The sequence below is a fragment of the Sorangium sp. KYC3313 genome (genome assembly GCF_052075895.1).
GTDB classification, from domain to species: domain Bacteria; phylum Myxococcota_A; class Polyangia; order Polyangiales; family Polyangiaceae; genus Sorangium; species Sorangium cellulosum_B.
In genome coordinates, this window is sequence record NZ_CP197255.1 from 4052552 (window position 1) to 4074247 (window position 21696).

Sequence of the window (21696 nt, forward strand, 5' to 3'; positions counted from 1 at the left end):
GTTCGCCAGAGGGAATCTTGAGCTCGATCGCCGAAGAATTTGCGGGCGCTCGCCGCAGATCTCGGTCTCGGCGCGGACGAGCGCGCCGCGCGCCTCATCCACATCCCGCGCGCGGGCGTCAGGCGGCGCAGGGGCCGAGCGAGCGCCGTACCTTGTGGCCGTAAAAGGCGAGCGCGAGCTCAATCGCGAAGATGCCGATGGCCTGCTCCTCCTGGCTGGTGAACGCCGGCAGGCGCTCGTCCCGGAGCACCACGAGGCCGCCAAACGAGCTCTCGCCCAGGCGGAGCGGCGCGACGATGGCGGCGCCGAAGCGATCGCCCTCCGCGGTGCAGAGCAGATCCGGCGCGTCGTCCGCGGACAGGCGGACAGGCGCGAGCGCGCCCTCGATGCGCCGGGCGAGCCGGGCGATGAACGCCGCCGACACCTCGGCGCCGGAGGTCGCCTGGTACAGGGTGGCCCCCTGATCGAGCGCCAGCGAGAGCGCCGCGCTGGTCGTATAGACGACCTTCGCCGCGAGATCCACGGCGCGCTCGGGGAAGTCGTCCCGCGAGAGGGACGCGACCAGGGCGGCGCTCGCCTGGTGGACGGCCGCCACGGCGTCGAGGTGGGTGCGCAGCATCGCCGCCTCGAGCAGCCGCTTCAGGTCGTCGACGTCGTAGGGCTTCTCCAGCATGTCGTATGCGCCGCGCTCGATGCACTCCACGGCGGCCTGCACGCTCGAGCAGGGGGCGCCGACGACGATCTCGAGGTCCGGCCCGAGCGCCTTGAGCGCGGCGACGGTCCCGGCGCCCTCGATGCCGAGCGCCCCCACATCGGCGACCACGAGGTCGAAGCGGCGCGCCTTGACGAGCTCGATCGCCGCGAGCCCGCTCTCGGCGCAGGTGACGTCGAAGCCGCCCTGGTTCAGCTCGAGCGCGAGCCTGTCGAGGACCCTCTTCTCGGCGTCTACCACCAGCACATGGGGTCGGGCCTGGCTCACTGATGCCTCCTCCTCTGGTCTACAACGGGTGCGCCGCGCCGCCTCGCCATCCGGCGCTGCCGTGATCGCGTGGCGACCGCGGCGGTCGTGGTGGAAGTCGCTCCGCCCGGCGGAGCCCTCTCCGCCCTCTACCACCCGTCCGAAGTCCGCCTAAGGTCCAATAGAACCGGTATTCCAGCGAAACGGAAGTCGAAGCGGCGTTGCCGCAGTCCTCCGTTAACAGGGGGCGGCGCCGCGCGCCCGGCGCAGATGTGCTCCGGTATGCCGACTCCTGTGGAGCGTGAGCGTTTCTCGCAGCGCTCCTCGCAGCGGGAGGCGCGCGATAGAGGCCTATTTCGCGGGAGGCGCTGTGGTGGTCGCGCGGCGCATGGCGGAGAGGATGTGGTCAATGATCTCGGGGACTCCTTGGCTCCGGTTGCACTGGGCGAACAGGAACGGCCCGTCGCCCCGCATCCTCCGGGCGTCCCGCTCCATGACGCCGAGGTCGGCGCCGACGTGCGGAGCGAGATCGGTCTTGTTGATGACGAGCAGATCCGACTGCGTGATGCCCGGTCCGCCCTTGCGCGGCACCTTGTCGCCGCCGGCGACGTCGATCACGTAGATCGTGTAGTCGACGAGCTCCCGGCTGTACTGGGCGGCGAGGTTGTCGCCGCCGCTCTCGACGATGAGGAGCGCGGGCGCGACGTGATCCATGAGGTCGTCGAGCGCGACGAGGTTGTGGCTGATGTCCTCGCGGATCGCCGCGTGCGGGCAGCCCCCGGTCTCCACCGCGCGGATGCGCTCCGGCGGCAGCGCCTCGTTGCGGTGCAGGAACTCGGCGTCCTCCTGGGTGAAGATGTCGTTCGTGACGACGCCGAGCGGCATCCTGTCGCGCAGCGCGCGGCAGAGCGCGAGCACGAGCGCCGTCTTGCCGCTGCCGACGGGCCCCCCGATCCCCACCGTGAACGCGCGCGCCGAGAAATCGCGGTCCTTCGGCGCATCCCGCTCGCTGAAGAGCCCCGGATGCGCCCAGTGCTCGTGCGTGTGCCCGTGCTCGTGCGTGTGCCCGTCTCCGTGCGCATGCGCGTGCCGATGGCCACCCCCGTGAACGTGGTCGTGGTCGTGGTCGTGAACGTGGTCGTGGTCGTGGTCGTGGCCGTTGTGCCCGTGCCCGTGCTCGCCGGGGTCGTGCATGCTGTCACCTCACGATTGAAAGAGACGCGAGTAGAGCCGATCCTGCGTGGCCCCGAAGAGATCGAGGAGCGGCGCCGGCTGCGCGAGCTCATCGATGCCGTGATCTTCACACTCATGGAGCACCGCGTCGAGGAGCGGCGCGCTCTCGAGTTGCAGTCGCTGTGCCTCCAGCGGCCCGATGAGCCCGAGGCGCACCGCCGCCGAGACGACGCCGCGGAGCGAGGCGTGCAGGTACACGGCCTGCGCGTCCTCGCGCGGGACGCCGAGCGCCGCGAAAGCCGCGCCGAACGCCGGCGCGTGGTGGCCCAGCGCCTCCCGCGCCCGAACGGCGGCGTCGAGGCGGCGGATCTCGGCGGAGGGGAACACGCGCGCGCTCGTCGCGAGGAACGCGCGGCCCTGCGTCCGGCTCGCCCGGTTCGCGACGTGGTTCACGAGGAAGGCGTCGCAGGCGTCGTCGACGGCCGCGATGTCGAGCGGGCGCTCGTGCGCAGCCCGCACGAGCGGCAGCGCGCCGAGGCCCACCTGCCAGAGCGCGCTCGCGACGAACGACGAGAGCGCGCTCCCGGGCCCGACCTCGCCGAGCTGGACCGCTGCCTCCAGGCCCGCGGAGTGCGCGAACCCTCCGACCGGGAACGCGGAGTCGGAGAGCTGGAGGAGGAGCCACCTGTTCATGCGCGCGGATGGAAGCGGACGGAAGCGGACGGGAACGGACGGGAACGGACGGAAGCGGACGGGAGCGGACGGGAGCCAACGGAAGCAGGCGGAGAGACGGGTGAACCCGCGGGCGCGGAGCGGCCTCCCCGCCTCAGAAGAGGCTGTACCTCTGCGCGAGGGGCAGGATCTTCGCGGGATCGCAGCGGAGGAGCTCGCCGCCGGCCCGCACCTCGTACGTCTCGGGATCGACCGTGATCGGCAGGAGCGTGCTGTTGAGGCGCATGTCGGCCTTGCCGATCCGGCGGCACCGGCGGACCGCCGAGAGGCGCTTCTTCAGGTCGAGCCGGCGGATGCTCCCCTCGTCCATGGCGCGGCTCGACACGAACGCGATGCTCGTCTCGCCGACCGCCGTGCCAAGCGAGCCGAACATCGGGCGCATGTAGTACGGCTGAGGCGTCGGGATCGACGCGTTCGGATCGCCCATCTGCGCCCAGGCGATGAGGCCGCCCTTGATCACGAGCTCCGGGCGCGCGCCGAACATCTGGGGCCGCCACAGCACGAGGTCCGCGAGCTTGCCCGGCTCGACCGACCCGATCTCGTGGGACATGCCGTGCGCGATGGCCGGGTTGATCGTGTACTTGGCCACGTAGCGGCGGATCCGGAAGTTGTCGTTGTCGCCCTGCTCCTCGGGAAGCCGGCCGCGCTGATCCCGCATCTTGTGCGCGGTCTGCCAGGTCCTCGTGATCACCTCGCCGACGCGGCCCATCGCCTGGCTGTCGCTCGAGATGATGCTGATCGCGCCGAGGTCGTGCAGGATGTCCTCGGCCGCGATGGTCTCGCCGCGGATGCGGCTCTCGGCGAACGCCACGTCCTCCGGGATGTTCCGGTCGAGGTGGTGGCAGACCATGAGCATGTCGAGGTGCTCGTCGAGCGTGTTGACGGTGTACGGGCGCGTCGGGTTCGTCGAGCTCGGGATGACGTTCGGCTCGCTGCAGATGCGCAGGATGTCGGGCGCGTGCCCGCCGCCCGCGCCCTCGGAGTGGTAGGAGTGGATCGTCCTGCCCTTGAACGCCGCGATGGAGTCGTCGACGTAGCCCGACTCGTTCAGCGTGTCGGTGTGGAGCGTGACCTGGATGTCCTCGTGCTCGGCGAAGCTGAGGCAGCAGTCGATGGCGGACGGGGTCGTCCCCCAGTCCTCGTGCAGCTTCAGCCCGACGGCGCCGGCGCGCACCTGCTCGAGCAGCCCCTCGGGCGACGAGGTGTTGCCTTTGCCCGTGAGGCCGATGTTGAGCGGCAGGACGTCCGTCGCCTGCAGCATCAGGGAGATGTGGCGGGCGCCCGGGGTGCACGTGGTCGCGTTCGTGCCCGTCGCCGGGCCCGTGCCGCCGCCGACGAACGTGGTGACGCCCGACGCGAGCGCCTCGTACCCCTGCTGCGGGCAGATGAAATGGATGTGCGCGTCGACGCCCCCGGCCGTGACGATGTGGCCTTCGCCGGCGATGACCTCCGTCGTCACGCCGACGACCATGCCCGGCGTGACGCCGGCCATCACCTTCGGGTTGCCGGCCTTGCCGATCGCCGCGATGCGGCCGCGCTTGATGCCGATGTCGGCCTTGTAGACGCCGGTCCAGTCGACGATGAGCGCGTTCGTGATGACGCAGTCGAGCGCCTCGTCGTTCGAGGCGCCGGGCATCTGCCCCATGCGATCGCGCAGCACCTTGCCGCCGCCGAACTTGCACTCGTCGCCGTAGGACGTGTGATCCCGCTCGACCTCGGCGATGAGGCCGGTGTCGCCGAGCCGCACCCGGTCGCCGACCGTCGGCCCGTAGATATCGACATAGTGCCGCCGCTGCATCCTGTGGCTCATGCCTGCTGCTCCTCCCGCGCGGCGTGCGCCGCCGCGTGCGGGTCGACCTGCACCAGCGTGATCGTCTTCTCGTCGCCCGGCTCGAAGCGGACCGCGGTGCCCGCCGGGATGTCGAGCCGCATCCCCGCCGCCGCCGCCCGGTCGAACTCGAGCGCGCGGTTCGCCTCCGAGAACGGGTAGTGGCTGCCCACCTGGATCGGCCGGTCGCCCAGGTTCTTCACGGGGAGGGAGAGCCGCCGCCGGCCGGGGGAGAGCTCGATCTCGCCGGGCTTCACGAGCACCTCGCCGGGCGTCACGAGCACCTCGCCGGCGGTCACCTCCCCCTGGCCCGCGGGCTGGAAGAGCGACACGTCGGGCACGGGGAGGAAGCTGCCGTAGAGCGCGAGCGCGAGATCGCCGTGCTCGAGCGCGATCGGGTGGTGGACGGTGACGAGCTTCGTCCCGTCGGGGAAGGTCCCCTCCACCTGGACCTCGGCGACCATCTCGGGGACGCCGGCCATCACCTGCGCGCGCCCGAGCAGGCGCCGGCCGACGTCCATGAGCTCGGCGACGCTGCGGCCGTCGCGGATCAGCTCGAGGATCTGCGTCGCGATGAGCGCGACGGCCTCCGGGTAGTTGAGCCTGACCCCGCGCGCGAGGCGCTTCTGGGCGAGGAAGCCCGCGCCGTGCAGCACGAGCTTGTCGAGATCACGAGGCGCAAGGTGCATGTTCGCCCTCTCTCCGGCGCGGCGACGCCGCGGCTTTGCCGGCGCGGCGCGACGCTACCACTTTCGTGCGAACGGATCATCACCGAGCTCACCCGCGAGGAAGCCGAGCGCGCCGCGGACGAAGCCGGCCACGCGCTCGACGCTCGTGCCCGCGACGCGCACGACGGCGCCGCCGCCCCGGAGCGGGCTGGCCGACGCGACGAGCTCGGCGCGCCGCTCGGGCGGCGGCCGCGGCGCGAGCAGCGCCTCCGCCGCGCTCGCGGCGCGCGGGCCGAGCGCGACGAGCGTCGCGAGCGCGTCGAAGCGCCCCATGCGCTCGGGCAGCGCGCCGTGCGCGGGATCGAGCCGCGTCGCGTCGAGCAGCACGGCCCGCCCGCCGCGGCTCACCCGGATGCGCGACGCGTACCGGTCGAACGCCCAGCGCTCGCCCCGCGCGCTCCGGCCCGAGGACAGCGCGTCGACGAGCACGAGCGACGCGTCGTCCGCGAGCGCGACGTCGATGTCCTGCTCGTACCGCGAGCCCGCGAAGCAGACGACCGGATCGGGGATCGCGACGAGGAGCCCGCCCGCTTGGACCTCGGCCTCGAGGCGCTGGCGGCTGACGAGGGGCGAGCGGTAGACCTTGGTCGAGGCCTGGGTGCTGAGCAGCGCGGCGGCCCCGCGCCCGACGCGCGCGTGGAGGTGGAGCTCGTCCCCGCCGACGAGGCCGCCGCCGAAGCTCGCGACGAACACCCACGCTGCCTGCCCGTGGTTGTTCGGAGCGAGCAGCTTGAGCGGGCTCCTGGCGAGCGCCTTCTCGAGCGCGGTGCGCGCTCCGACTCGCGCGAACACGAGCTCACCGCTGCCGGCCTTCCCTGCGCGCCGCGCGGGCGGCGGCGGGTCTCGCTGGGCGGCGGGAGGATCGCTGGGCGTGGTCACGGGCCGGCGTGCGTACCACGGACCGCGCCCCGGCCGCGAGGGGGCGCAGCGCACACAGGAGATGGGTACCTCACGCGACCAGGAACACGACCAGGGAGGTGGGGAGAAATTCGAATCATCTTCCCGATTTCCCTCCTTCGCCTGGACATGAAACATCCCGGACATGTGAGCATGCTGTCAGGACTCTCCCGAACATCACCACGGTGTTATGAGGGAGCCAGCCACTGCGTTCCTCCTGTCCCCGACGACAGCGCGTGTCCGGGGTGTCCGCCGGCCGCTGTGGGCGTTCCGTGACTCGCTGTGATGTCGTTTGCATGGATGACATGTTGCTTGACGGGAAAGCGCAGCTCGGGTCAGCTCGTCGGGCGGCCGGGGGGCCGCGGAGGGGGTCCGATGTTCATCGTCAGGAAGGGCGAAATGCCGCCGTGGTCTCGTCGATTCAAGGAAACGGCGTCGCGCCTGCTGGAGCGCCACGGCGAGACCCCGTTCGAGCTGCGCTTCTGGGGCGGCGAGCGGCTGCGCTTCGGCGCGGGCGCGCCCGAGTTCGCCGTGACGTTCAGGACGCGTCGGTCGCTCTGCGAGACGGCGCTCCGGGGCACGCTCGGCCTCGGTGAGGCCTATGTCCGGCGCGAGGTCACGTTCGAGGGAGATCTCGAGGACTCGCTCGCCGGGCTGTTCCAGCTCGCTCGGTCCGTGGAGGCGCGCCTGCCGCGCCTCGTGCCCGCGTCGTTGTCGTTCGACCGCGGCGTCTCGGGCGTGCTCGACGCGCTCCGGCTCGGGCTGCTCTCCGGGGCGGCGAAGCGCGAGAGGCTCGCCGTCGAGCGCCACTATGGGCTAGGCAACGACTTTTACCCTCTTTACCTGGACAGGCGCCTCCAGACGTCCTGCGGTTACTTCAGCTCTCCGGGCGAGACCCTCGACGACGCGCAGGCGCACAAGATCTCCCTCGTCGCGCGGAAGCTCGCGCTCCGGCGCGGGCAACGGCTCCTGGATCTCGGCTGCGGATGGGGGCACCTCATGTTCCACGCCGCGGAGGCGTACGGGGTGCAGTGCCTCGGCATCACCCTCTGCGAGAACCAGGCGAGGTACATCCGCGAGCAGGCGGCGGCGCGGCGGCTCCCGGTCGAGGTCCGCGTGATGAGCTGCGACGAGCTCGAGGACGAGCCGCGGTGGGATCGGCTCGTCTCCCTGGGCTCGATGTGCCATGCCGGCGAGCGTCGTATCGAGGTGTTCTATGACAGGGTGAAGGCGCTGCTCGCCCCGGGCGGCGTGTGCCTGCTCGAGAGCGTCACCAGAGAGCAGGAGTCGTCGCGGACCGACCCATTCCTGCAAAAGCACATCTTCCCGGGATACTGGCCTCCTTCGCTCCAGGGGATGGCGACGCGCGCCTCGGCGCGCGGCCTCGACGTGCTCGACGCGGAGAACCTGCGGCGCCACTCCGCGCTCACGGCGCGCTGCTGGCGCCGTAACTTCCTGGAGAACAGGGAGAAGATCGAGCGGGTCACCGGCTTCGACGGCACCTTCATGAGGACGTGGGAGTTCTATCTCGCGTGCGCGGCCGCCGCGTTCCGCAGCGGGCACCTCGGCGCCATCCAGATGGTGCTGGCGAACGGGGCTCCACGCGACTACCCCCTCGCACGCGAGCCCCTGTATGCCACGGAGGAGCCCTCGCCGCGGGAACGCGCGCCGATCGTCCCGGCCGTGCAGCTCAGTTCGTGGGGGGCGGCGCTGCCGTCCTGATCGGTCGGGCGCGCCCCGCGCGCCCCACGCGCCCCACGGGTGCCGGTGGGGCGCGCGTCCTCTGCGCGGAAGAGCTTGTTAAGCACGCGCGGCCAGCTATCAGCTAAGGATGAGCGAAAGGCTTGCGGCCAGCGCCCGTCGCGGCGCCGCGCCCTCGTGGTCCATGTCGCGCCCTCGCTCCACGGCGCGCCTGGTCTGCGCCGCCGCGGGGCTCGTTGCGCTCTGTCTCCTGCTCGCATCGTGTACCCAGGTCCGCTACATCGCGCAGGCGGGCGTCGGCCAGCTCTCGATGGCCTGGCGCGCCGAGTCGCTCGAGGACGCCGCCTTCGACGCCCGCAAGCCGTGGCGGACGCGCGCGCTGCTGCGCGAGGTCCCGCACATCAAGCGCTTCGGGGAGCGCCACGGGCTGACCCCGACCGGCAATTACAGGACGTATGTCGAGCTCGATCGCCCTGCCGCGGTCTGGGTGGTGAGCGCGTGTGAGCCGCTGCGGTTCCGCTCGAAGACATGGAGTTTTCCTATCGTGGGTACCGTCCCCTACATGGGGTGGTTCGATCTCCAGGATGCCAAGGCGTTCGCGGCGCCGCTCAAGGCGGCCGGCTGGGACGTCGACGTGCGTCCGGCGGGCGCCTACTCGACGCTCGGCTGGCTCGAGGATCCGGTCCTGTCCACGATGATCTCGGACGGGGACGAGGCGCTCGGCGACCTCGCCAACGTGGTGCTCCACGAGTCGCTGCACGCGACGCTGTACGTGAAGGGGCAGACGAGGTTGAACGAGAGCCTCGCGAGCTTCGTCGGGGACGAGCTCACCAAGCATTACCTGGACGAGCGGGTGGGCCCCTTCTCCGCGGAGAAGACGGCCTACATGAGGGAGCTGGAGAGGAGCGAGGTGCGGACGCGCGCGCTGCACGCGGCCTACGTCCACCTCAATCGGCTGTATGCGTCCCCGGCGCCCGACGCCGAGAAGCGGGCGGAGAAGGATGCGGTGCTGGCCCGGCTCAAGGCCGACATCGGGGCGCGCCGTCCGATCAACAACGCGTCGCTCGTGCAGTTCGGTGTCTACAACTCGGGGACTCCGGAGCTCCGGGCGCTGCTCGCGACCTGCGGTGGCAGCTGGCCGAGGTTCCTGGGCGCGTTGCGGAGGCTCGAACGCCACAGATTCTCCGCGCCCCAAGAGAACATCGCCCGTGTGGTCGAGCCGCTGATCGAGGCCGGCTGCAGGTAGCCCAGCGAGCTGCGCTGTGCGCCGCGAGCTACGCTATGTGCCGTGTGCTGCGCCGATGTGGGGTGAGCTGCGCGCCGCGCTGCGTATTGCGGGCTGCGCCGCGTAGCGCGCTGCGCCTTTGGCGGGGGGCACGTCGTCGAGATACGACGCAAAGCGTCGGTGGCAGCCGTCCCGCCCTCTTGCACTTCTTCGCTTCCACGGTGCAATGCGGGGCGTCCAGCGGCTCGATGATGAACGTATTCATGTCCAGGTAACGTTTGCGTTCTGGATCTGAACCCATCCCTGGATCGGACCAGTCCCTGCGGAAATGTATGACCGGTGCTGGCCTCCGGGGTCGCGCGCGCGCCTCGGAGGGAGGGTTTCAGCGGCAATTTTGGCTGCTGGGCGCCAGGGCGGCCGCCCCTCCGCCGTTGGCCCGCCGGTTGCTCTATGTATCCACCAGATGTCGCCCCTGCTTGTCGTCCTGTTTCATGAGGACTCGAAGAGGGGGGACCCTGGCATGACCTTCGCAATGCAGCCCCGGTCTTCGGGGGGGACGCCAAGCGAGGTGCTCTGCGACGCTGGCCGAGCGATCGCGACCCCGCCGTCACCCGAATGCCATGGCTCTTGCGGTATCGGGCTCCTTGATTGACTTGTCGCCGGGTGCCGGCGGAGAGCTTCGGTTCACGTGACGACAGACGCCTCACGAGGCGATTAAGGAGGGATGGTCGAGGCACGCGCGACGCGCGTCGCCCGTTGCGTTGGCTTGGTATGATCAGCTTGTCAGACCTCGGTCTGAGCTTTTCTTATCCGTTGTGCCGCTCTCGATGTTGACCCTGCTTCCCGCTTCGCTTCAGCTTCTCCCCTGCTTCGCTTGAGCTTGCCCGTCCGATTCCGGTTTGCGCTTTGCACTTCGCTTCAGCTTCATCTTTCGGTTTGACTGGCTTCTCGGATTGTCTTAATGTCCCGCCCGTCTTCGCTTTGTCTTCGCTCTTTACTTGTTTGCGCTTCGTATTGCTTTCCTGACTTCTCTCTTCTGACTTCTGATCTCTTCTGATCGCGGGCCTCTCCAGGACTCCGGTGGACTCCCCTCCACCGGCGCTTCTGTGCGGTCCCGGTGGGTCCGCGCAAGCGGGCCTCAGGCCGGCGGGTTCTTCCCGACCGGCCTTTCTTTTTTTGTGCGCACGAGCGCTTCCCCGGCGCGCCCTCGACGCCGCGAAGCTCGCTGCTGGCTGCGCCTCGGGCCTGAGCGCGGTTGTCAGCGGCCGTCGTCGCCGGGGGTGTGCCTGGGGTGGACGGTGGCAGAGACGATCTTCCACTCGCCGTCGATCTTCTCGAGCCGCAGCACCACGGGCAGCTCGTCGCGCCGGACCTCACGCCCATGCCGGGCGCCCGTGACCGTCGCGGTGGCGGTCACCTCCGCCGTCATGCCGGCCGGGTCGACCTGGATCTCCGTGCCACCCAGGCTCACCTCCGCGGTCTGATAGACGACCACTGCCTGGGTCGCCGCGTTCGCGAGCTCGTCGCGGCCGCGGAGGCTGTCGCCGATCTCGACGATGCGGGCGCTCGCCTCCTTCGCGAAGATCTCGGCGAACTCACCGCGAATGCGGCCGTGGCGCACCAGCGGATTCCGCTCGCCGTCGTCGATGCGCACCGCGTTCTCGAGCTGGGTGAGCCGGTCGCGGATCCGTTCCTCCTCGGAGGGCGACAGCAGCAGCGCCGCCGCGCCGAGGACGGCGCCGGCGGCGATGAGCCCGAGCGGGATCCAGCGTTTCATGCTGCAAGTATAGGCGAAGGCGCCGCGCGAGCGCGCGGGACCGCGGAGCCGCGGGACCGATCCCGCTGGCGCCCTCTGTCGGCCATCGCGGCCATCGCAGCTATCGCCCCACGATCGGCTCGAGGCACCGATCGCGCGCCTCGCGCAGGGCGCGGAGCTCGACGTCGATCCCCTCGCCGCTGCCCGCGTCGATGGTGAGCCGGTCGCCGCCGGTCGTGCCGAGCTCGGTGCAGGGCACGCCCGCCGCCCCGGCCTGCCGCGCGACCTCGGCCGCGTCCTCGGGCCGGACGCTCACGATGATCCGGCTCGGCGCCTCGCCGAACAGCGCCTCGGCGAGCGGCTCGCGCGCGCCGCCGTCCGGCGCGCCCGGCAGCCGCACGCGCGCGCCCACCAGCGCCGCCGGATCGTCGGCGGCGGCGCAGCACTCGCCGAGGGCGATCGCCAGCCCGCCCTCCGAGACGTCGTGCGCGCTCCGGAGGAGCTGCGGCCGCGAGCGAGCGAGCGCGAGGCAGAGCCCCTGGAGCCGCGCCTCGCGGTCGAGATCGAGCGCGGGGGGCGGCCCCTTCACCTCGCCCGTGTGGCGGGCGACGTACTCGGAGCCGCCGAGCGGGCCGCCGCGCGGATCGCCGAGCAGCAGCACGGTCAGGCCGGCGGCGGGGAACGAGGCCCGCAGCACGTCCCCCGCGTCCGCGACGAGCCCCACCACCGCGACCGTCGGGGTCGGCAGGATCGCGCGGCCGTCGGTCTCGTTGTAGAGCGACACGTTGCCGCTCACGACGGGCACCGACAGCGCGCGGCACGCCGCCGCCATGCCGTCGATGGCGAGCGCGATCTGCCGCATGATCTCCGGCCGCTCCGGGTTGCCGAAGTTGAGGCAGTCGGTGAGGCCGATCGGCTCCGCGCCGGCGCACACCACGTTGCGGCACGCCTCCGCCACCGCCATCGCCGCGCCCTGGAACGGGTCGAGCTCGCAGAGGCGCCCGTTGCAGTCGCTCGAGAAGGCGAGGAGCTTCTGGATCCGCTGGCCGTCCTTCTCGCAGGGGACGCGCACCACCGCCGCGTCGCTGCCGGGCCGGACCTCGGTGCCGCCCCGCACGATCTGGTCGTACTGCCGCCACACCCACGCGCGCGAGCCGAGGTTCGGGGAGCCCGCCATCTCGAGGAAGAGCGCGGACCACGAGGCCGGCGCCGGGAGGGAGCGCGGGTCGAACGCCCGGCGCGCCGGCAGCGAGGCGTCGTCGCGCTGGGGGCGGTCGTACTTCGGCGCCGCGTCGGTCAGGAAATCCACGGGCAGGTCGCAGACGACGACCGGGTTCCGGGCCACGCCGGCGGCCGCGCCGCCGAGCGGGTCGTAGCCGGGCGTGGCGCGCACGACCCACCGGCCGGTGTCGGTCACCTTGCCGATGATCGCCGCGTCGAGCTCCCACTTCGTGCAGATCTCGATGACGCGCGCCTCGCACCCGGGCTTCGCGACGAGCAGCATGCGCTCCTGGGACTCGCTCAGCAGCATCTCGTACGGCGTGAGCCGGGCCGCGCGCCGCGGCACGAGGTCGAGATCGAGGTCGAGGCCGCTGCCGCTCCGGCCCGCCATCTCGACCGATGACGAGGTGAGCCCCGCGGCGCCCATGTCCTGGACGCCGACGAGCAGGTCCTCCGCGAAGATCTCGAGGCACGCCTCGAGCAGGAGCTTCTCCATGAAGGGATCGCCGACCTGCACCGTGGGGCGCTGGCTCGGGCCGCCCTCGGAGAACTCGTCGGAGGCCATGGTCGCGCCGTGGATGCCGTCGCGCCCCGTCTTGGCGCCGACGTAGAGCACGTTGTTGCCGACGCCGCTCGCGCGCCCGTAGAAGATGCGGTCGGCGCGGACGACGCCGCAGGTGAAGGCGTTGACGAGGATGTTGCCGTCGTAGGCGCGATCGAAGAAGAGCTCGCCGCCCACGGTCGGCACGCCGATGCAGTTGCCGTAGCCGCCGACCCCCGCGACGACGCCGCGCAGGAGCTGCGGCGTGCGCGGGTGCTCCGGCCGGCCGAAGCGGAGCGAGTCGAGGTTCGCGATGGGGCGCGCGCCCATCGTGAAGACGTCGCGCAGGATGCCGCCGACGCCGGTCGCCGCGCCCTGGTAGGGCTCGATGTACGACGGGTGGTTGTGCGACTCCATCTTGAAGACGGCCGCGAACCCGTCGCCGATGTCGACGACGCCCGCGTTCTCGCCGGGCCCCTGGATGACCCGCGGGCCGGTCGTGGGCAGCCGGGCGAGGTGGACGCGCGAGCTCTTGTACGAGCAGTGCTCGCTCCACATCACGCTGAGCACGCCGAGCTCGGTGAACGTCGGCTGCCGCCCGAGGCGCTCGCGCGCGCGCTCCCACTCGCTCGCCGAGAGCTTGTGCGCTTGCGCGAGCGCGGGGTCGACCGGCGGATCGCCGGGGAAGGGGGAGGGGGCGTTGACAGGGGAGGCAGCGGCGGCGCTCATCGCGGCCTAGCTAGCGCAAGGACGGGACGAGGGGAAGAGCGGGTGGGCCCGTCTCCTGTGCGGGTGGGTCCCGCTCCGGGTGGGTCCCGGTCGGGGTCGCTCTAGGCGTCGCGCTTCACGAGCAGCGCGGTGAGGTCGTCGATCTGCTTGGCCGAGCCGGCGAAGCGGCGCACCTCGGCGAGGAGCGCGCCCAGGATGTCGGACGTGGGGCGCGCGTGCAGGCGGTGGATGAGGTCGCCGACGCGCTCCTTGCCGAATACCTGCCCGGCGGCGTCCTGGTACTCGTAGAAGCCGTCGGTCAGCAGCACGAGGAGATCGCCCGGCGCCATCACGAGGGGCGGCATCGGGGGCAGGTCGAGATCCTTGAACATGCCGAGCGGGACGGTCGACGGATCGCGCCACACGATCTGGCCCTCGGCCGCCCGGTAGTGGAGCAGCGGCCCCTGCCCGGCCGAGTGGAAGCGGAGCTGGTGCGTCGTCGGGTCGAGGATCCCGAGGAACGCCGTGATGAAGCGGTCGTTCGGCAGGTCCTCGAGGAGCTGCTGGTTCACGTGGTGCATGAGCGCGTCCATGTCGGCCGAGAGGCGCAGGCCGATGCGGAGCATCGCGCGGAACTGGGTCACGCTGAGGGCGGGGCCGATGCCGTGCCCGGCCGCGTCGGCGAGCAGCAGGAGCATCGGCGACATGTCCGCGCGCTCGTCGAGCCGGATGACGTCGTAGATGTCGCCGCCCGTGTCGTCCGCCGGCTTGCTGAACGCCGACAGCGAATAGCCGGGGCAGCGCGGCAGCCGCCGCAGGAGGATGTTCTGCTGGATGTCGCGCGCGATGGTGAGGTCGTGCTCGAGCTTCAGCTTGATCATGCGCTCCTCGAGCAGGAGCGTGCGCTGCACGGCGACGGCCGCCTGCGCCGCGAGCAGCTCCGCCACGTCGCGCTCGTCCGGGCCGAAGTGGTCCGCCTTCGAATTCAGCATCTGGAGCACGCCGACGAGCTTGTCGTCGAGCCCGATGAGCGGCACCGTGATGAGGGATTTCGTATGATACCCCGTCCGGCGGTCGATCTCCTGATTGAACCGCGGGTCGGAATAGCAGTCGTCGACGAGGATGGTCTGGCGCTTGCGCGCGCACTCACCGGCGATACCCTTGTCGATGCTGACGCGGATCTGGGCCTCGCCCGTGGCGACACGGGAGTAAAGCTCCTTGGCCTCCTCGTCGTAGAGGAAGACGCTCCCGCGGTCGGCGCCTATCACCTCCCGCCCCGTCTTGATGATGAGCTCGAGCAGCTCGGTGAGATCGCACGGCGCCGCGAGCTTGCGCGAGACGTCCAGGATCAGGATGAGCGACGACGCATCGATCAGGGAGGGAGTGCCCACGCGCATGCGGCCGGAGAGTTTGGGCTACGTGGAAATAGGGGTCAAGACATGGTCTCGCCCCGGGTGCTCATGACGACGTCGTCGCCAGCGCGTGCCCACGCCGCCGTTCCGCCGTTCCGGCAGGGTTTCGCCGCGCCGCCGCGCCGCCGCGCCGCGTTCCGGCGCTGTGGGGATCTCCGGCGTCCCTGGGCGTGCCCCGGCGCGCGTCGGTGTTCCTGACCTCGGCGCGGCCCAATTTTCGAGCGACGACGGTCGCGAGCGCCCCGGTGACGCTGCGAGATCGCCGTCGATGCCGCCGGCGCAGGGACCGGGGCGGTGGAGGTCGGCGCTACCACCTCGGCCCTACCTGTCCTAGAACACGCGGCGCACTCTCCTTGAAAGCGAGCTCTTCGATGAACCGCCTCCGCCTCGTCGCCCTCGTCCCGGCCGTTGCCCTGGTCGTGGCGGCCTGCGACGCGCCGCCCGCTCCCGCCGGCGCGGCGCCCGACGCCTCGCCCTCCGCCGCGCAGGCCCTGCCGCAGCCGGCCGCCGCGCCGCAGCAGCCGGCTGACGCGCCGCCGCAGGCGAGCGCCCCCGCGGCGGCCCCCGGCGCGGGCGCTCCGACGACGGCGGACGCGGCGGCGGGCGGCGGTGCGTCGGCCGACGCGGGCGCGCCGGCGGAGGACGCGGGCCGGAAGCGCGAGGACGCTGGCGCCGCGACGGCGGCGCGCGACGCGGGGACGGTCGTCGCCGACGCGGCAGCGCGCGACGCGGGCGGAGGGCGCGCCGAGGCGCCGGCGGCGACCTCCGCGCCCGCGCCCGGCACGGCGGCGCCGCCCGCGGTGCCGCCCGCCGAGGCGGGATCCGCGGACGCCGTCGCGGCCGAGGTCGACGCGATCTTCGTGGGCAAGAAGACGTACTCCGCCCGCTTCAAGCAGGAGCACACGCAGAAGGTCTCGGGGGCCGTCAAGAAGCAGAGCGGCGCGCTGTCGGTCCAGAAGCCGGACAGGATCTCGTTTCGCTACGATCCGCCGAACCAGAACCGCATCGTCTCCGACGGCGTGTCGCTCAAGGTCTACGTCGCCGAGGACCGGCAGATGTTCGTCACGCCGGTGCAGAACTCGGAGTATCCGGGCGCCCTCTCGTTCCTCATGGGCCACGGGCTCCGCCCGTCGTTCACGTTCACCTTCAACGACAAGGCGAAGTTCGAGGGCGGCCCCGTGCTCGTCGGCAAGCCGCGGGCGCCGACTCCCCACTACGAATTCGTGATGTTCTATATCGACAAGGCGCTCCTCGCGAAGAAGGACCCTGGCGTCGTGCGCCGCGTCCTCATCGTCGACGCGCAGGGCAACCGGAACCGGTTCGACTTCGAGGACGCGTCGCAGCCCGCGTCGATCGCTCCGGCGGAGTTCCAGTTCACGGCGCCGCCCGGCACCGACGTCAAGCAGAACGGATGACCCCGCACCTCTCGCTCTCGGAGCTCTTTCCCGACATCCATCCGGAGTGGATCCTCGCCGAGGACGGCGATCTCCTCGTCGTCGACAAGCCGGCTGGCCTGTCGACGCACGCGCCGGAGGCGGACCGGATCGACGACATGGTGACGCGCCTCCGCGCCTTCCTCCGCGGCCGGGGCGACGCGGAGGCGTACCTCGGGATCCACCAGCGGCTCGATCGCGACACGTCGGGGGTCCTGCTGTTCACGCGGCGGCGCGAGGCGAACGCGGCCATCGCGCGGCAGTTCGAGGGGCGCACGGTGCAGAAGACGTACGTGGCCGCGGTCTCCGGCTTCGGCGATCGGCCGCCGCGCGGCACCCTGCGGCACCGCCTCGTCCCGGCGCCGGGAGGTGCGATGCGCGCGCTCGCCGAGACCGGCGGGGCGCGGGAGGATCGGGCCGCGGGGCGGGAGGATCGGGCCGCGGGGCGGGAGGATCGGGCCGCGAAGCGGGAGGATCGGGCCGCGAAGCGGGAGGATCGTGCCGCGAAGCGGGAGGATCGTGCCGCGAAGCGGGAGGATCGTGCCGCGGGCGGCGTGCTGGCCATCACCCGCTACCGCCTCCTCGAGCGCCGCGGCGACCGCGCCCTGCTCGAGCTCCGGCCCGAGACAGGCCGCACGCATCAGCTCCGGGTGCAGCTCGCGGCGATCGGCCTCCCCATCGCGGGCGATCCGCTCTACGGCGGCCCCGAGGCCCCGCGCCTGCTCCTGCACGCCGCCGAGCTCCGCCTCGATCACCCGGCCACGGGCGCGGCCGCGACCTTCCGCTCGCAGCTGCCTGCAGTCTTCGAGGCGTGGCTCGCGGCCGCGCCGGCGGACCCGTACGCGGGCGGCGTCGCGGCCGTCGAGCGCGCCATGCGCGAGGCCGCCGAGCGGCGGTACGGGATCGCGCGCGCGGGGGACACCACGGCGCTCCGGCTCGTCCACGGCGCGGGCGACGGCCTCCCCTCCGTCTCCGTCGACCTGTACGGCGAGCACCTCGTCGTGTCGCTGTCCGGCGCGGGCGAGGGCGAGCCGGGCGCGCCGCCGCGGGATCTCGTGCTCGACGCGGCCCACCGGCTCGGGGCGAAGGGCGTCTACCTCAAGGCGCGCCCGAAGCACGCGAGCGTCATCGTCGACGCGCGGCGCGAGGAGTTCGCGCCGCGGCACGCCGTCCGGGGGGAGGACGCCCCGGAGGAGCTCACCGTCCTCGAGCACGGCTTGCCGTTCAAGGTGCGGCTCGGCGACGGGCTCTCGACCGGCATCTTCCTCGACCAGCGCGAGAACCGGCGGCGGGTGCGGGAGCTGGCCCGGGGGGCCCGGGTGCTGAACCTGTTCGCCTACACGGGGGCGTTCACCGTGGCGGCCGTGGCGGGCGGCGCGCGCGAGAGCGTGACGGTCGACGTGTCCCGGGGCGTGGTCGCCTGGGCGCGCGACAACCTCGCCGCGATCGGCGCGGACCCGGCGGCGCACGTCGTGGTCGAGGCCGACGTGTTCCCGTGGCTGAAGGCCGCCGCCCAGTCCGACCGGCGCTTCGACCTTGTCGTGCTCGATCCGCCGAGCTTCGCGACCACGAAGAAGAGCCGCTTCAGCGCGGCGAGCGATTTCGGCGCGCTTGCAGCGCTCGCCTTCCGCGTGCTCGCCCCGGGCGGCAGGCTGCTCGCCTGCACCAACCACCGCGGCATCGCGCGCGCCAGGTTCCGGCGCCATTTGCACGAGGCCGCGCGTGAAGCAGGATGCGACGTCGTGCAGATGAAAGATCTCCCCGATCCCGTCGATTTTCCCAGTGAACCAGGCGCGGAGTCCCACCTGAAGAGCGTCCTCGCCAGCGTGGCCGCGCCGTCCGCGAGGGCCCGAGAGGGCGCGCCGCCCGCGAAGGCAGGGAAGGCCGCGCCGTTCGCGAAGGCGGGGAAGGCCGCGCCGTTCGCGAGGGCAGGGAAGGCCGCGCCCACCCAGGGCGCGCGCCGAGGGCCCGCTCCGGCCCGGACGACCCGCCGAGGTGCGCGATGAGCCAGCGGCGTTTGCTCATCACGATCAGCTCGTACAGCTACCTCGAGGCTGCCTTCCTGGCCGCGGGCGACTTCGAGCGCGGCCTCGTCGAGCGCAAGAGCTTCCCCGACGGCGAGCGCTACCTGCGCGTCGCGGTCGACTGCTGGGGGCGCGACGTGGTCCTGCTCGGCGGCGCCCCTCGGGACCTCGACTGGCTGGAGATCTACGACCTCGGCTGCGCCATCTCGCGCGCAGGCGCGCGGTCGCTCTCCATCGTGATGCCTTATTTCGGCTACGCGACCATGGAGAGGGCCGTGAAGCCGGGCGAGGTGGTGACCGCGAAGACGCGGGCGCGGCTCATCTCGGCGATCCCCTCGTGCGACGCGGGCACGCGCATCTTCCTCTTCGATCTGCACACCGATGGCATCGAGTTCTACTTCAGCGACTCGCACGTGACACGCCACCTCTACGGCGCTCCGCTCATCACGCAGGCGGTCCGCGAGCTGATGGGCGATCGCCCGTACGTGCTGGCGGCGACGGACGCGGGCCGGGCCAAATGGGTGCAGAGCCTCGCCCGCGCCCTCGGGGTCGAGCCGGCGTTCGTGTACAAGGAGCGGAGAGGCGATGGCGTCGGCGTGACCGGCATCAACGCCGATGTCTCCGGCCGCGAGGTCGTCATCTACGATGACATGGTCCGCACCGGCTCATCGCTCGTCCAGGCGGGGCGCGCCTACCTCGCCGCCGGCGCATCCAAGGTCCACGCCGTCACGAGCCACCTCGTCTTGCCGGGCGACTCGCTCGAGAAGATCAGGAAGGCCTCCGTGTTCACGACGCTGCTCGGGACCGACTCTCACCCTGGCAGCCAGCAGCTCGCCGATGCGCCCGGCGCCCTCCGCTCGGTGGCGCCGCTCCTGGTGCGCGCGCTCGAGCGGGAGACCTAGGGCACCTCCGGCCCTACGTGAGGTTCGTGAGCGGCCCGGTGCAGTACTCACGCAAGCCGAACGTGGTCCGGGGGTCGCCGAACAGGTTCAAGATCGAGACGAGCAGGTCGTTGTGCGGGAGATTCGGGTACCGGACCCAGCGCCCGGTGCGCAGGCCCCCGCCGCCGCCGGCCAGCAGGAACGGCATGTCCGTCTTCCTGTGGGTCGGCGGATCCGAGATCTCGGAGCCGAAGAAGACGACGCTCTCGTCGAGCAGCGAGTGCCCGCCCATGTCGACCTTCGCCATCTCCTGCAAGAGATAGAGGTGCTGCTCCGAGTACCAGGTGTAGATGAGCTCGCACTCGGCCGGCCTGAATCCGCCCATTTCCTGGTAGAAATGGTGGTGCTCGGTCAGGTTCAGCCACGGCAACGTGTGCTTCGCCTCGGTGTCGCTCCACTGCAGGGTGCCGACCGCGGTGATGTCGCAGGCGAGCGCCATCACCAGCATGTCCGTCATCAGCTTGCCCACCTTGGGGATCGCCGCGTCGGTCGAGCTGTCCACGATGACGCCGGCGTCGTCCGCGTCGAGCCCCGCGCTCGGGTTGTAGTCGGACGTGTCGACCCTCGTCGGGGCCCGGCAAGCGCTCGTCGCAGCCGGCGTGCTGGCGAGGCTCTGCTCGATCTCGCGGATCTTCGTCAGGTGCTGGTCGAGCTTCTGCTTGTCGGCCGCGCCGAGCCTCGCGGAGACGGCGGCGTAGCGCCGGTCGACGAAGTCGAGGATCGATCGCTTCCGCGCGAGGCGGAGGGCGGCGTCGTTGCTGGCGCCGGGGTCCAGCGTGCCGAAGAGATCGGTGAAGATCTCCACCGGATCGAGGCGCGGCGGGATGGGGTTGTACGGCGCGGTGTCCTCGAAATTGGCGATGTTCATCGGCGACATCAGGCCGTGGGACTTGCCCGTCGCCCAGCGCACCGCGAGCTGGAGGCTCGCCTTCGCCCTCTGACCGGCGGAGATCCGGGAGGCGATCACCTGATCGATGGACGGCCCCCTCGCGTAGCCGGTCGAGGTGATCATCTGATCCGTGCCCGTGAGCCAGGCGATGATCCCGCTCTGGTGCTGCTCCCCGCGCGCGCTCTTCATGTCGAGGCCGTCGACGACGAGCAGCCGGTCCTGCACCGGCGCGAGCGGCGCCAGGATGGGGCCCAGCGTGAAGCTCGCCTCGGTGCCGGTCGGACGCCAGCGGTCGATCAAGGTCCCGCCGGGCGTGTAGACGGCGAGGAAGCGCCTGGCGGGGGCGGGTTGCGCGCGCGCCGGGCGCTCGGGTCCCATGATCTCCAGCCACGGGAGCGCGACGGCGATGGCGCCGGCGCCTCGCAGCATGGCACGCCGGCTCAAGCGGAATCTCGACATACCCTTCGCTCCTTTCAGGCAGCCATGTGGAGGAGACCGTCCGTCTGGGTGAGCTCGACGAGGAGCGCAGGTTCGTGACTTGCGGACCCAGACACGGTTCTCCCCCCTCACCCGCATCGGCCAAGCCGAGATCCCCTGATTCAACAACACCTTTTACGAAATGGCCAGGGGGATTGTCGTGCGGGGCCCACCACGATGCGGCTCACCACGAGGGCACATGCCGCCGCGCTGGTGCGAGGGGCGTGCGAGGGGCCACGTCGTCGAGCGCGCAGCGCGCAGCGCGCGGCGCCGAATTCCCTTGCCGGCGTCGATCGGCGCGTGGATGCTCGCCCCGGATGCGCGGCTCGCGCAGAAAGGATGAGCGTCGAGGCCATGGACGAGCTCGTACGACAGGTCGCAGAGAAGGTTGGCATCTCGGAAGACAAGGCCCGCGTGGCCGTGGAGACGGTGGTCGGCTTCCTGAAAGAGAAGCTCCCCGCGCCGCTCGCCGCCCACGTCGACACCGCGCTCGGCGCGGCGGCCCCCGCCATCGCCAACCTCGACGTCGGCAGCCTCGCGGGCTCGCTCGGCGGCCTTTTCGGCAAGAAGTAGCGGCATCTCCGCCGAGCGCGCCGCCGGAGCGCTCTCGACCGAAGTCCATCTCTCCTCTCCTGCTCCTGACCTGGACGACGCCGCCTCCACGCTTCGCGCGCTCCGGGTGGAGATGCGCTCATGTCCAGGACGTGCTCGCGCTTCGCTGCCTGGCGCGGCGTGAGCATGCGCCGATGGCGCCCCGGCACGTCACGGCTCCGTCCTGGTCCGGCGCGCGCGCGACCCGGCGCCGCGACCGCGGCCCCGATCTGGGTTGAGTCTTCGCATCCCCGCGAGCGCGGGCCCTCTAGCGGGCCGTCTCGGGCGCGGCGGCGGTCGACAAGCGTGGAGAACCGCGGGTTTCCTGGACGACGCGCGCGCAGCGATGGATAGCGGCTGCACAGGCGGGCTCCGGCACCGGGCTTGCGAGCATCGAACGCCTGGAGAAGCACCCGCCCACCTCCGTCTTCACGCGGGCGGTCCGCTTCCGCGAGGAGAGG

The 21696-nt window shown here is 71.7% G+C and carries 16 protein-coding genes; 6 read left to right on the plus strand and 10 right to left on the minus strand.

Features of this window, described 5'->3' with window-relative positions; all coding sequences use genetic code 11:
* Nucleotides 1–118 precede the first annotated feature (118 nt).
* From ACSRUE_RS15775 to ACSRUE_RS15800, 6 genes are all read right to left on the minus strand, one after another.
* Nucleotides 119–979: a response regulator gene (locus ACSRUE_RS15775; protein WP_441291715.1), complete on the minus strand. Its 861-nt coding sequence runs from the start codon at nt 977–979 to the stop codon at nt 119–121.
* A gap of 330 nt (nt 980–1309) precedes the next feature.
* Nucleotides 1310–2152 (minus strand): urease accessory protein UreG, encoded by an 843-nt coding sequence (gene ureG / locus ACSRUE_RS15780; RefSeq protein ID WP_437765006.1) that lies wholly within the window; start codon nt 2150–2152, stop codon nt 1310–1312.
* A 9-nt stretch (nt 2153–2161) separates the two neighbouring features.
* On the minus strand, nt 2162–2824 hold the full coding sequence (locus ACSRUE_RS15785) for an urease accessory protein UreF (RefSeq protein ID WP_441291716.1): 663 nt from the start codon (nt 2822–2824) through the stop codon (nt 2162–2164).
* 133 nt (nt 2825–2957) lie between these two features.
* Entirely contained in the window at nt 2958–4673 is a 1716-nt protein-coding gene (gene ureC, locus ACSRUE_RS15790; RefSeq protein WP_441291717.1) for an urease subunit alpha, read from the minus strand.
* Entirely contained in the window at nt 4670–5380 is a 711-nt protein-coding gene (ureA, locus tag ACSRUE_RS15795; RefSeq protein ID WP_441291718.1) for an urease subunit gamma, read from the minus strand. The genes ureC and ureA overlap by 4 nt, the downstream gene beginning before the upstream one ends.
* 54 nt (nt 5381–5434) lie before the next feature.
* On the minus strand, nt 5435–6298 hold the full coding sequence (locus ACSRUE_RS15800) for an urease accessory protein UreD (protein ID WP_441291719.1): 864 nt from the start codon (nt 6296–6298) through the stop codon (nt 5435–5437).
* 393 nt (nt 6299–6691) lie between these two features.
* On the opposite strand from ACSRUE_RS15800, the gene ACSRUE_RS15805 reads away from it, so the two are divergent.
* Entirely contained in the window at nt 6692–8038 is a 1347-nt protein-coding gene (locus tag ACSRUE_RS15805; protein ID WP_441291720.1) for a class I SAM-dependent methyltransferase, read from the plus strand.
* Nucleotides 8039–8147: 109 nt separating this feature from the next.
* Nucleotides 8148–9263 (plus strand): aminopeptidase, encoded by a 1116-nt coding sequence (locus ACSRUE_RS15810; RefSeq protein ID WP_441291721.1) that lies wholly within the window; start codon nt 8148–8150, stop codon nt 9261–9263.
* Nucleotides 9264–10500: 1237 nt separating this feature from the next.
* On the opposite strand, the gene ACSRUE_RS15815 is transcribed toward ACSRUE_RS15810, so the two are convergent.
* The 3 genes from ACSRUE_RS15815 to ACSRUE_RS15825 form a co-directional block, all read right to left on the minus strand.
* Nucleotides 10501–11019 carry a nuclear transport factor 2 family protein gene (locus ACSRUE_RS15815; RefSeq protein WP_437765013.1) on the minus strand — a complete coding sequence of 173 codons (519 nt, stop codon included), beginning with the start codon at nt 11017–11019 and terminating at the stop codon, nt 10501–10503.
* Nucleotides 11020–11119: 100 nt separating this feature from the next.
* On the minus strand, nt 11120–13489 hold the full coding sequence (purL, locus tag ACSRUE_RS15820; RefSeq protein WP_441291722.1) for a phosphoribosylformylglycinamidine synthase subunit PurL: 2370 nt from the start codon (nt 13487–13489) through the stop codon (nt 11120–11122).
* Nucleotides 13490–13590: 101 nt separating this feature from the next.
* Complete coding sequence (locus tag ACSRUE_RS15825) at nt 13591–14865, minus strand: SpoIIE family protein phosphatase (RefSeq protein ID WP_441291723.1); 1275 nt, start codon at nt 14863–14865, stop codon at nt 13591–13593.
* 386 nt (nt 14866–15251) lie between these two features.
* Between ACSRUE_RS15825 and ACSRUE_RS15830 the strand changes: the two genes are divergently transcribed.
* From ACSRUE_RS15830 to prs, 3 genes are read left to right on the plus strand one after another with little or no spacing between them, the layout of a single operon-like run.
* Nucleotides 15252–16295 carry a LolA family protein gene (locus ACSRUE_RS15830; RefSeq protein WP_441291724.1) on the plus strand — a complete coding sequence of 348 codons (1044 nt, stop codon included), beginning with the start codon at nt 15252–15254 and terminating at the stop codon, nt 16293–16295.
* Nucleotides 16292–18319, plus strand: a complete 2028-nt coding sequence (locus ACSRUE_RS15835) for a class I SAM-dependent methyltransferase (RefSeq protein ID WP_441291725.1) — start codon at nt 16292–16294, stop codon at nt 18317–18319. The genes ACSRUE_RS15830 and ACSRUE_RS15835 overlap by 4 nt, the downstream gene beginning before the upstream one ends.
* The gene (prs, locus tag ACSRUE_RS15840) at nt 18316–19239 is read left to right on the plus strand and encodes a ribose-phosphate diphosphokinase (RefSeq protein ID WP_441291726.1); all 924 of its coding nucleotides are present in this window, start codon (nt 18316–18318) and stop codon (nt 19237–19239) included. The genes ACSRUE_RS15835 and prs overlap by 4 nt, the downstream gene beginning before the upstream one ends.
* 13 nt (nt 19240–19252) lie before the next feature.
* Here prs and ACSRUE_RS15845 read toward each other — a convergent pair whose 3' ends face one another.
* Nucleotides 19253–20596: a DUF1552 domain-containing protein gene (locus ACSRUE_RS15845; RefSeq protein WP_441293094.1), complete on the minus strand. Its 1344-nt coding sequence runs from the start codon at nt 20594–20596 to the stop codon at nt 19253–19255.
* Between the two features lie 402 nt (nt 20597–20998).
* On the opposite strand from ACSRUE_RS15845, the gene ACSRUE_RS15850 reads away from it, so the two are divergent.
* Nucleotides 20999–21217 carry a hypothetical protein gene (locus ACSRUE_RS15850; protein WP_437524272.1) on the plus strand — a complete coding sequence of 73 codons (219 nt, stop codon included), beginning with the start codon at nt 20999–21001 and terminating at the stop codon, nt 21215–21217.
* Nucleotides 21218–21696: the final 479 nt, after the last annotated feature.

What these genes read in the sequence shown, in the direction of transcription:
- purL (WP_441291722.1), bottom strand. Translation starts at nt 13,489, where the DNA reads ATGAGCGCCGCCGCTGCCTCCCCTGTCAACGCCCCCTCCCCCTTCCCC.
- ACSRUE_RS15845 (WP_441293094.1), bottom strand. Translation starts at nt 20,596, where the DNA reads ATGCTGCGAGGCGCCGGCGCCATCGCCGTCGCGCTCCCGTGGCTGGAG.
- ACSRUE_RS15810 (WP_441291721.1), top strand. Translation starts at nt 8,148, where the DNA reads ATGAGCGAAAGGCTTGCGGCCAGCGCCCGTCGCGGCGCCGCGCCCTCG.
- ureA (WP_441291718.1), bottom strand. Translation starts at nt 5,380, where the DNA reads ATGCACCTTGCGCCTCGTGATCTCGACAAGCTCGTGCTGCACGGCGCG.
- ACSRUE_RS15835 (WP_441291725.1), top strand. Translation starts at nt 16,292, where the DNA reads ATGACCCCGCACCTCTCGCTCTCGGAGCTCTTTCCCGACATCCATCCG.
- ACSRUE_RS15805 (WP_441291720.1), top strand. Translation starts at nt 6,692, where the DNA reads ATGTTCATCGTCAGGAAGGGCGAAATGCCGCCGTGGTCTCGTCGATTC.
- ACSRUE_RS15815 (WP_437765013.1), bottom strand. Translation starts at nt 11,019, where the DNA reads ATGAAACGCTGGATCCCGCTCGGGCTCATCGCCGCCGGCGCCGTCCTC.
- ureC (WP_441291717.1), bottom strand. Translation starts at nt 4,673, where the DNA reads ATGAGCCACAGGATGCAGCGGCGGCACTATGTCGATATCTACGGGCCG.
- prs (WP_441291726.1), top strand. Translation starts at nt 18,316, where the DNA reads ATGAGCCAGCGGCGTTTGCTCATCACGATCAGCTCGTACAGCTACCTC.
- ACSRUE_RS15825 (WP_441291723.1), bottom strand. Translation starts at nt 14,865, where the DNA reads ATGCGCGTGGGCACTCCCTCCCTGATCGATGCGTCGTCGCTCATCCTG.
- ACSRUE_RS15785 (WP_441291716.1), bottom strand. Translation starts at nt 2,824, where the DNA reads ATGAACAGGTGGCTCCTCCTCCAGCTCTCCGACTCCGCGTTCCCGGTC.
- ACSRUE_RS15850 (WP_437524272.1), top strand. Translation starts at nt 20,999, where the DNA reads ATGGACGAGCTCGTACGACAGGTCGCAGAGAAGGTTGGCATCTCGGAA.
- ureG (WP_437765006.1), bottom strand. Translation starts at nt 2,152, where the DNA reads ATGCACGACCCCGGCGAGCACGGGCACGGGCACAACGGCCACGACCAC.
- ACSRUE_RS15830 (WP_441291724.1), top strand. Translation starts at nt 15,252, where the DNA reads ATGAACCGCCTCCGCCTCGTCGCCCTCGTCCCGGCCGTTGCCCTGGTC.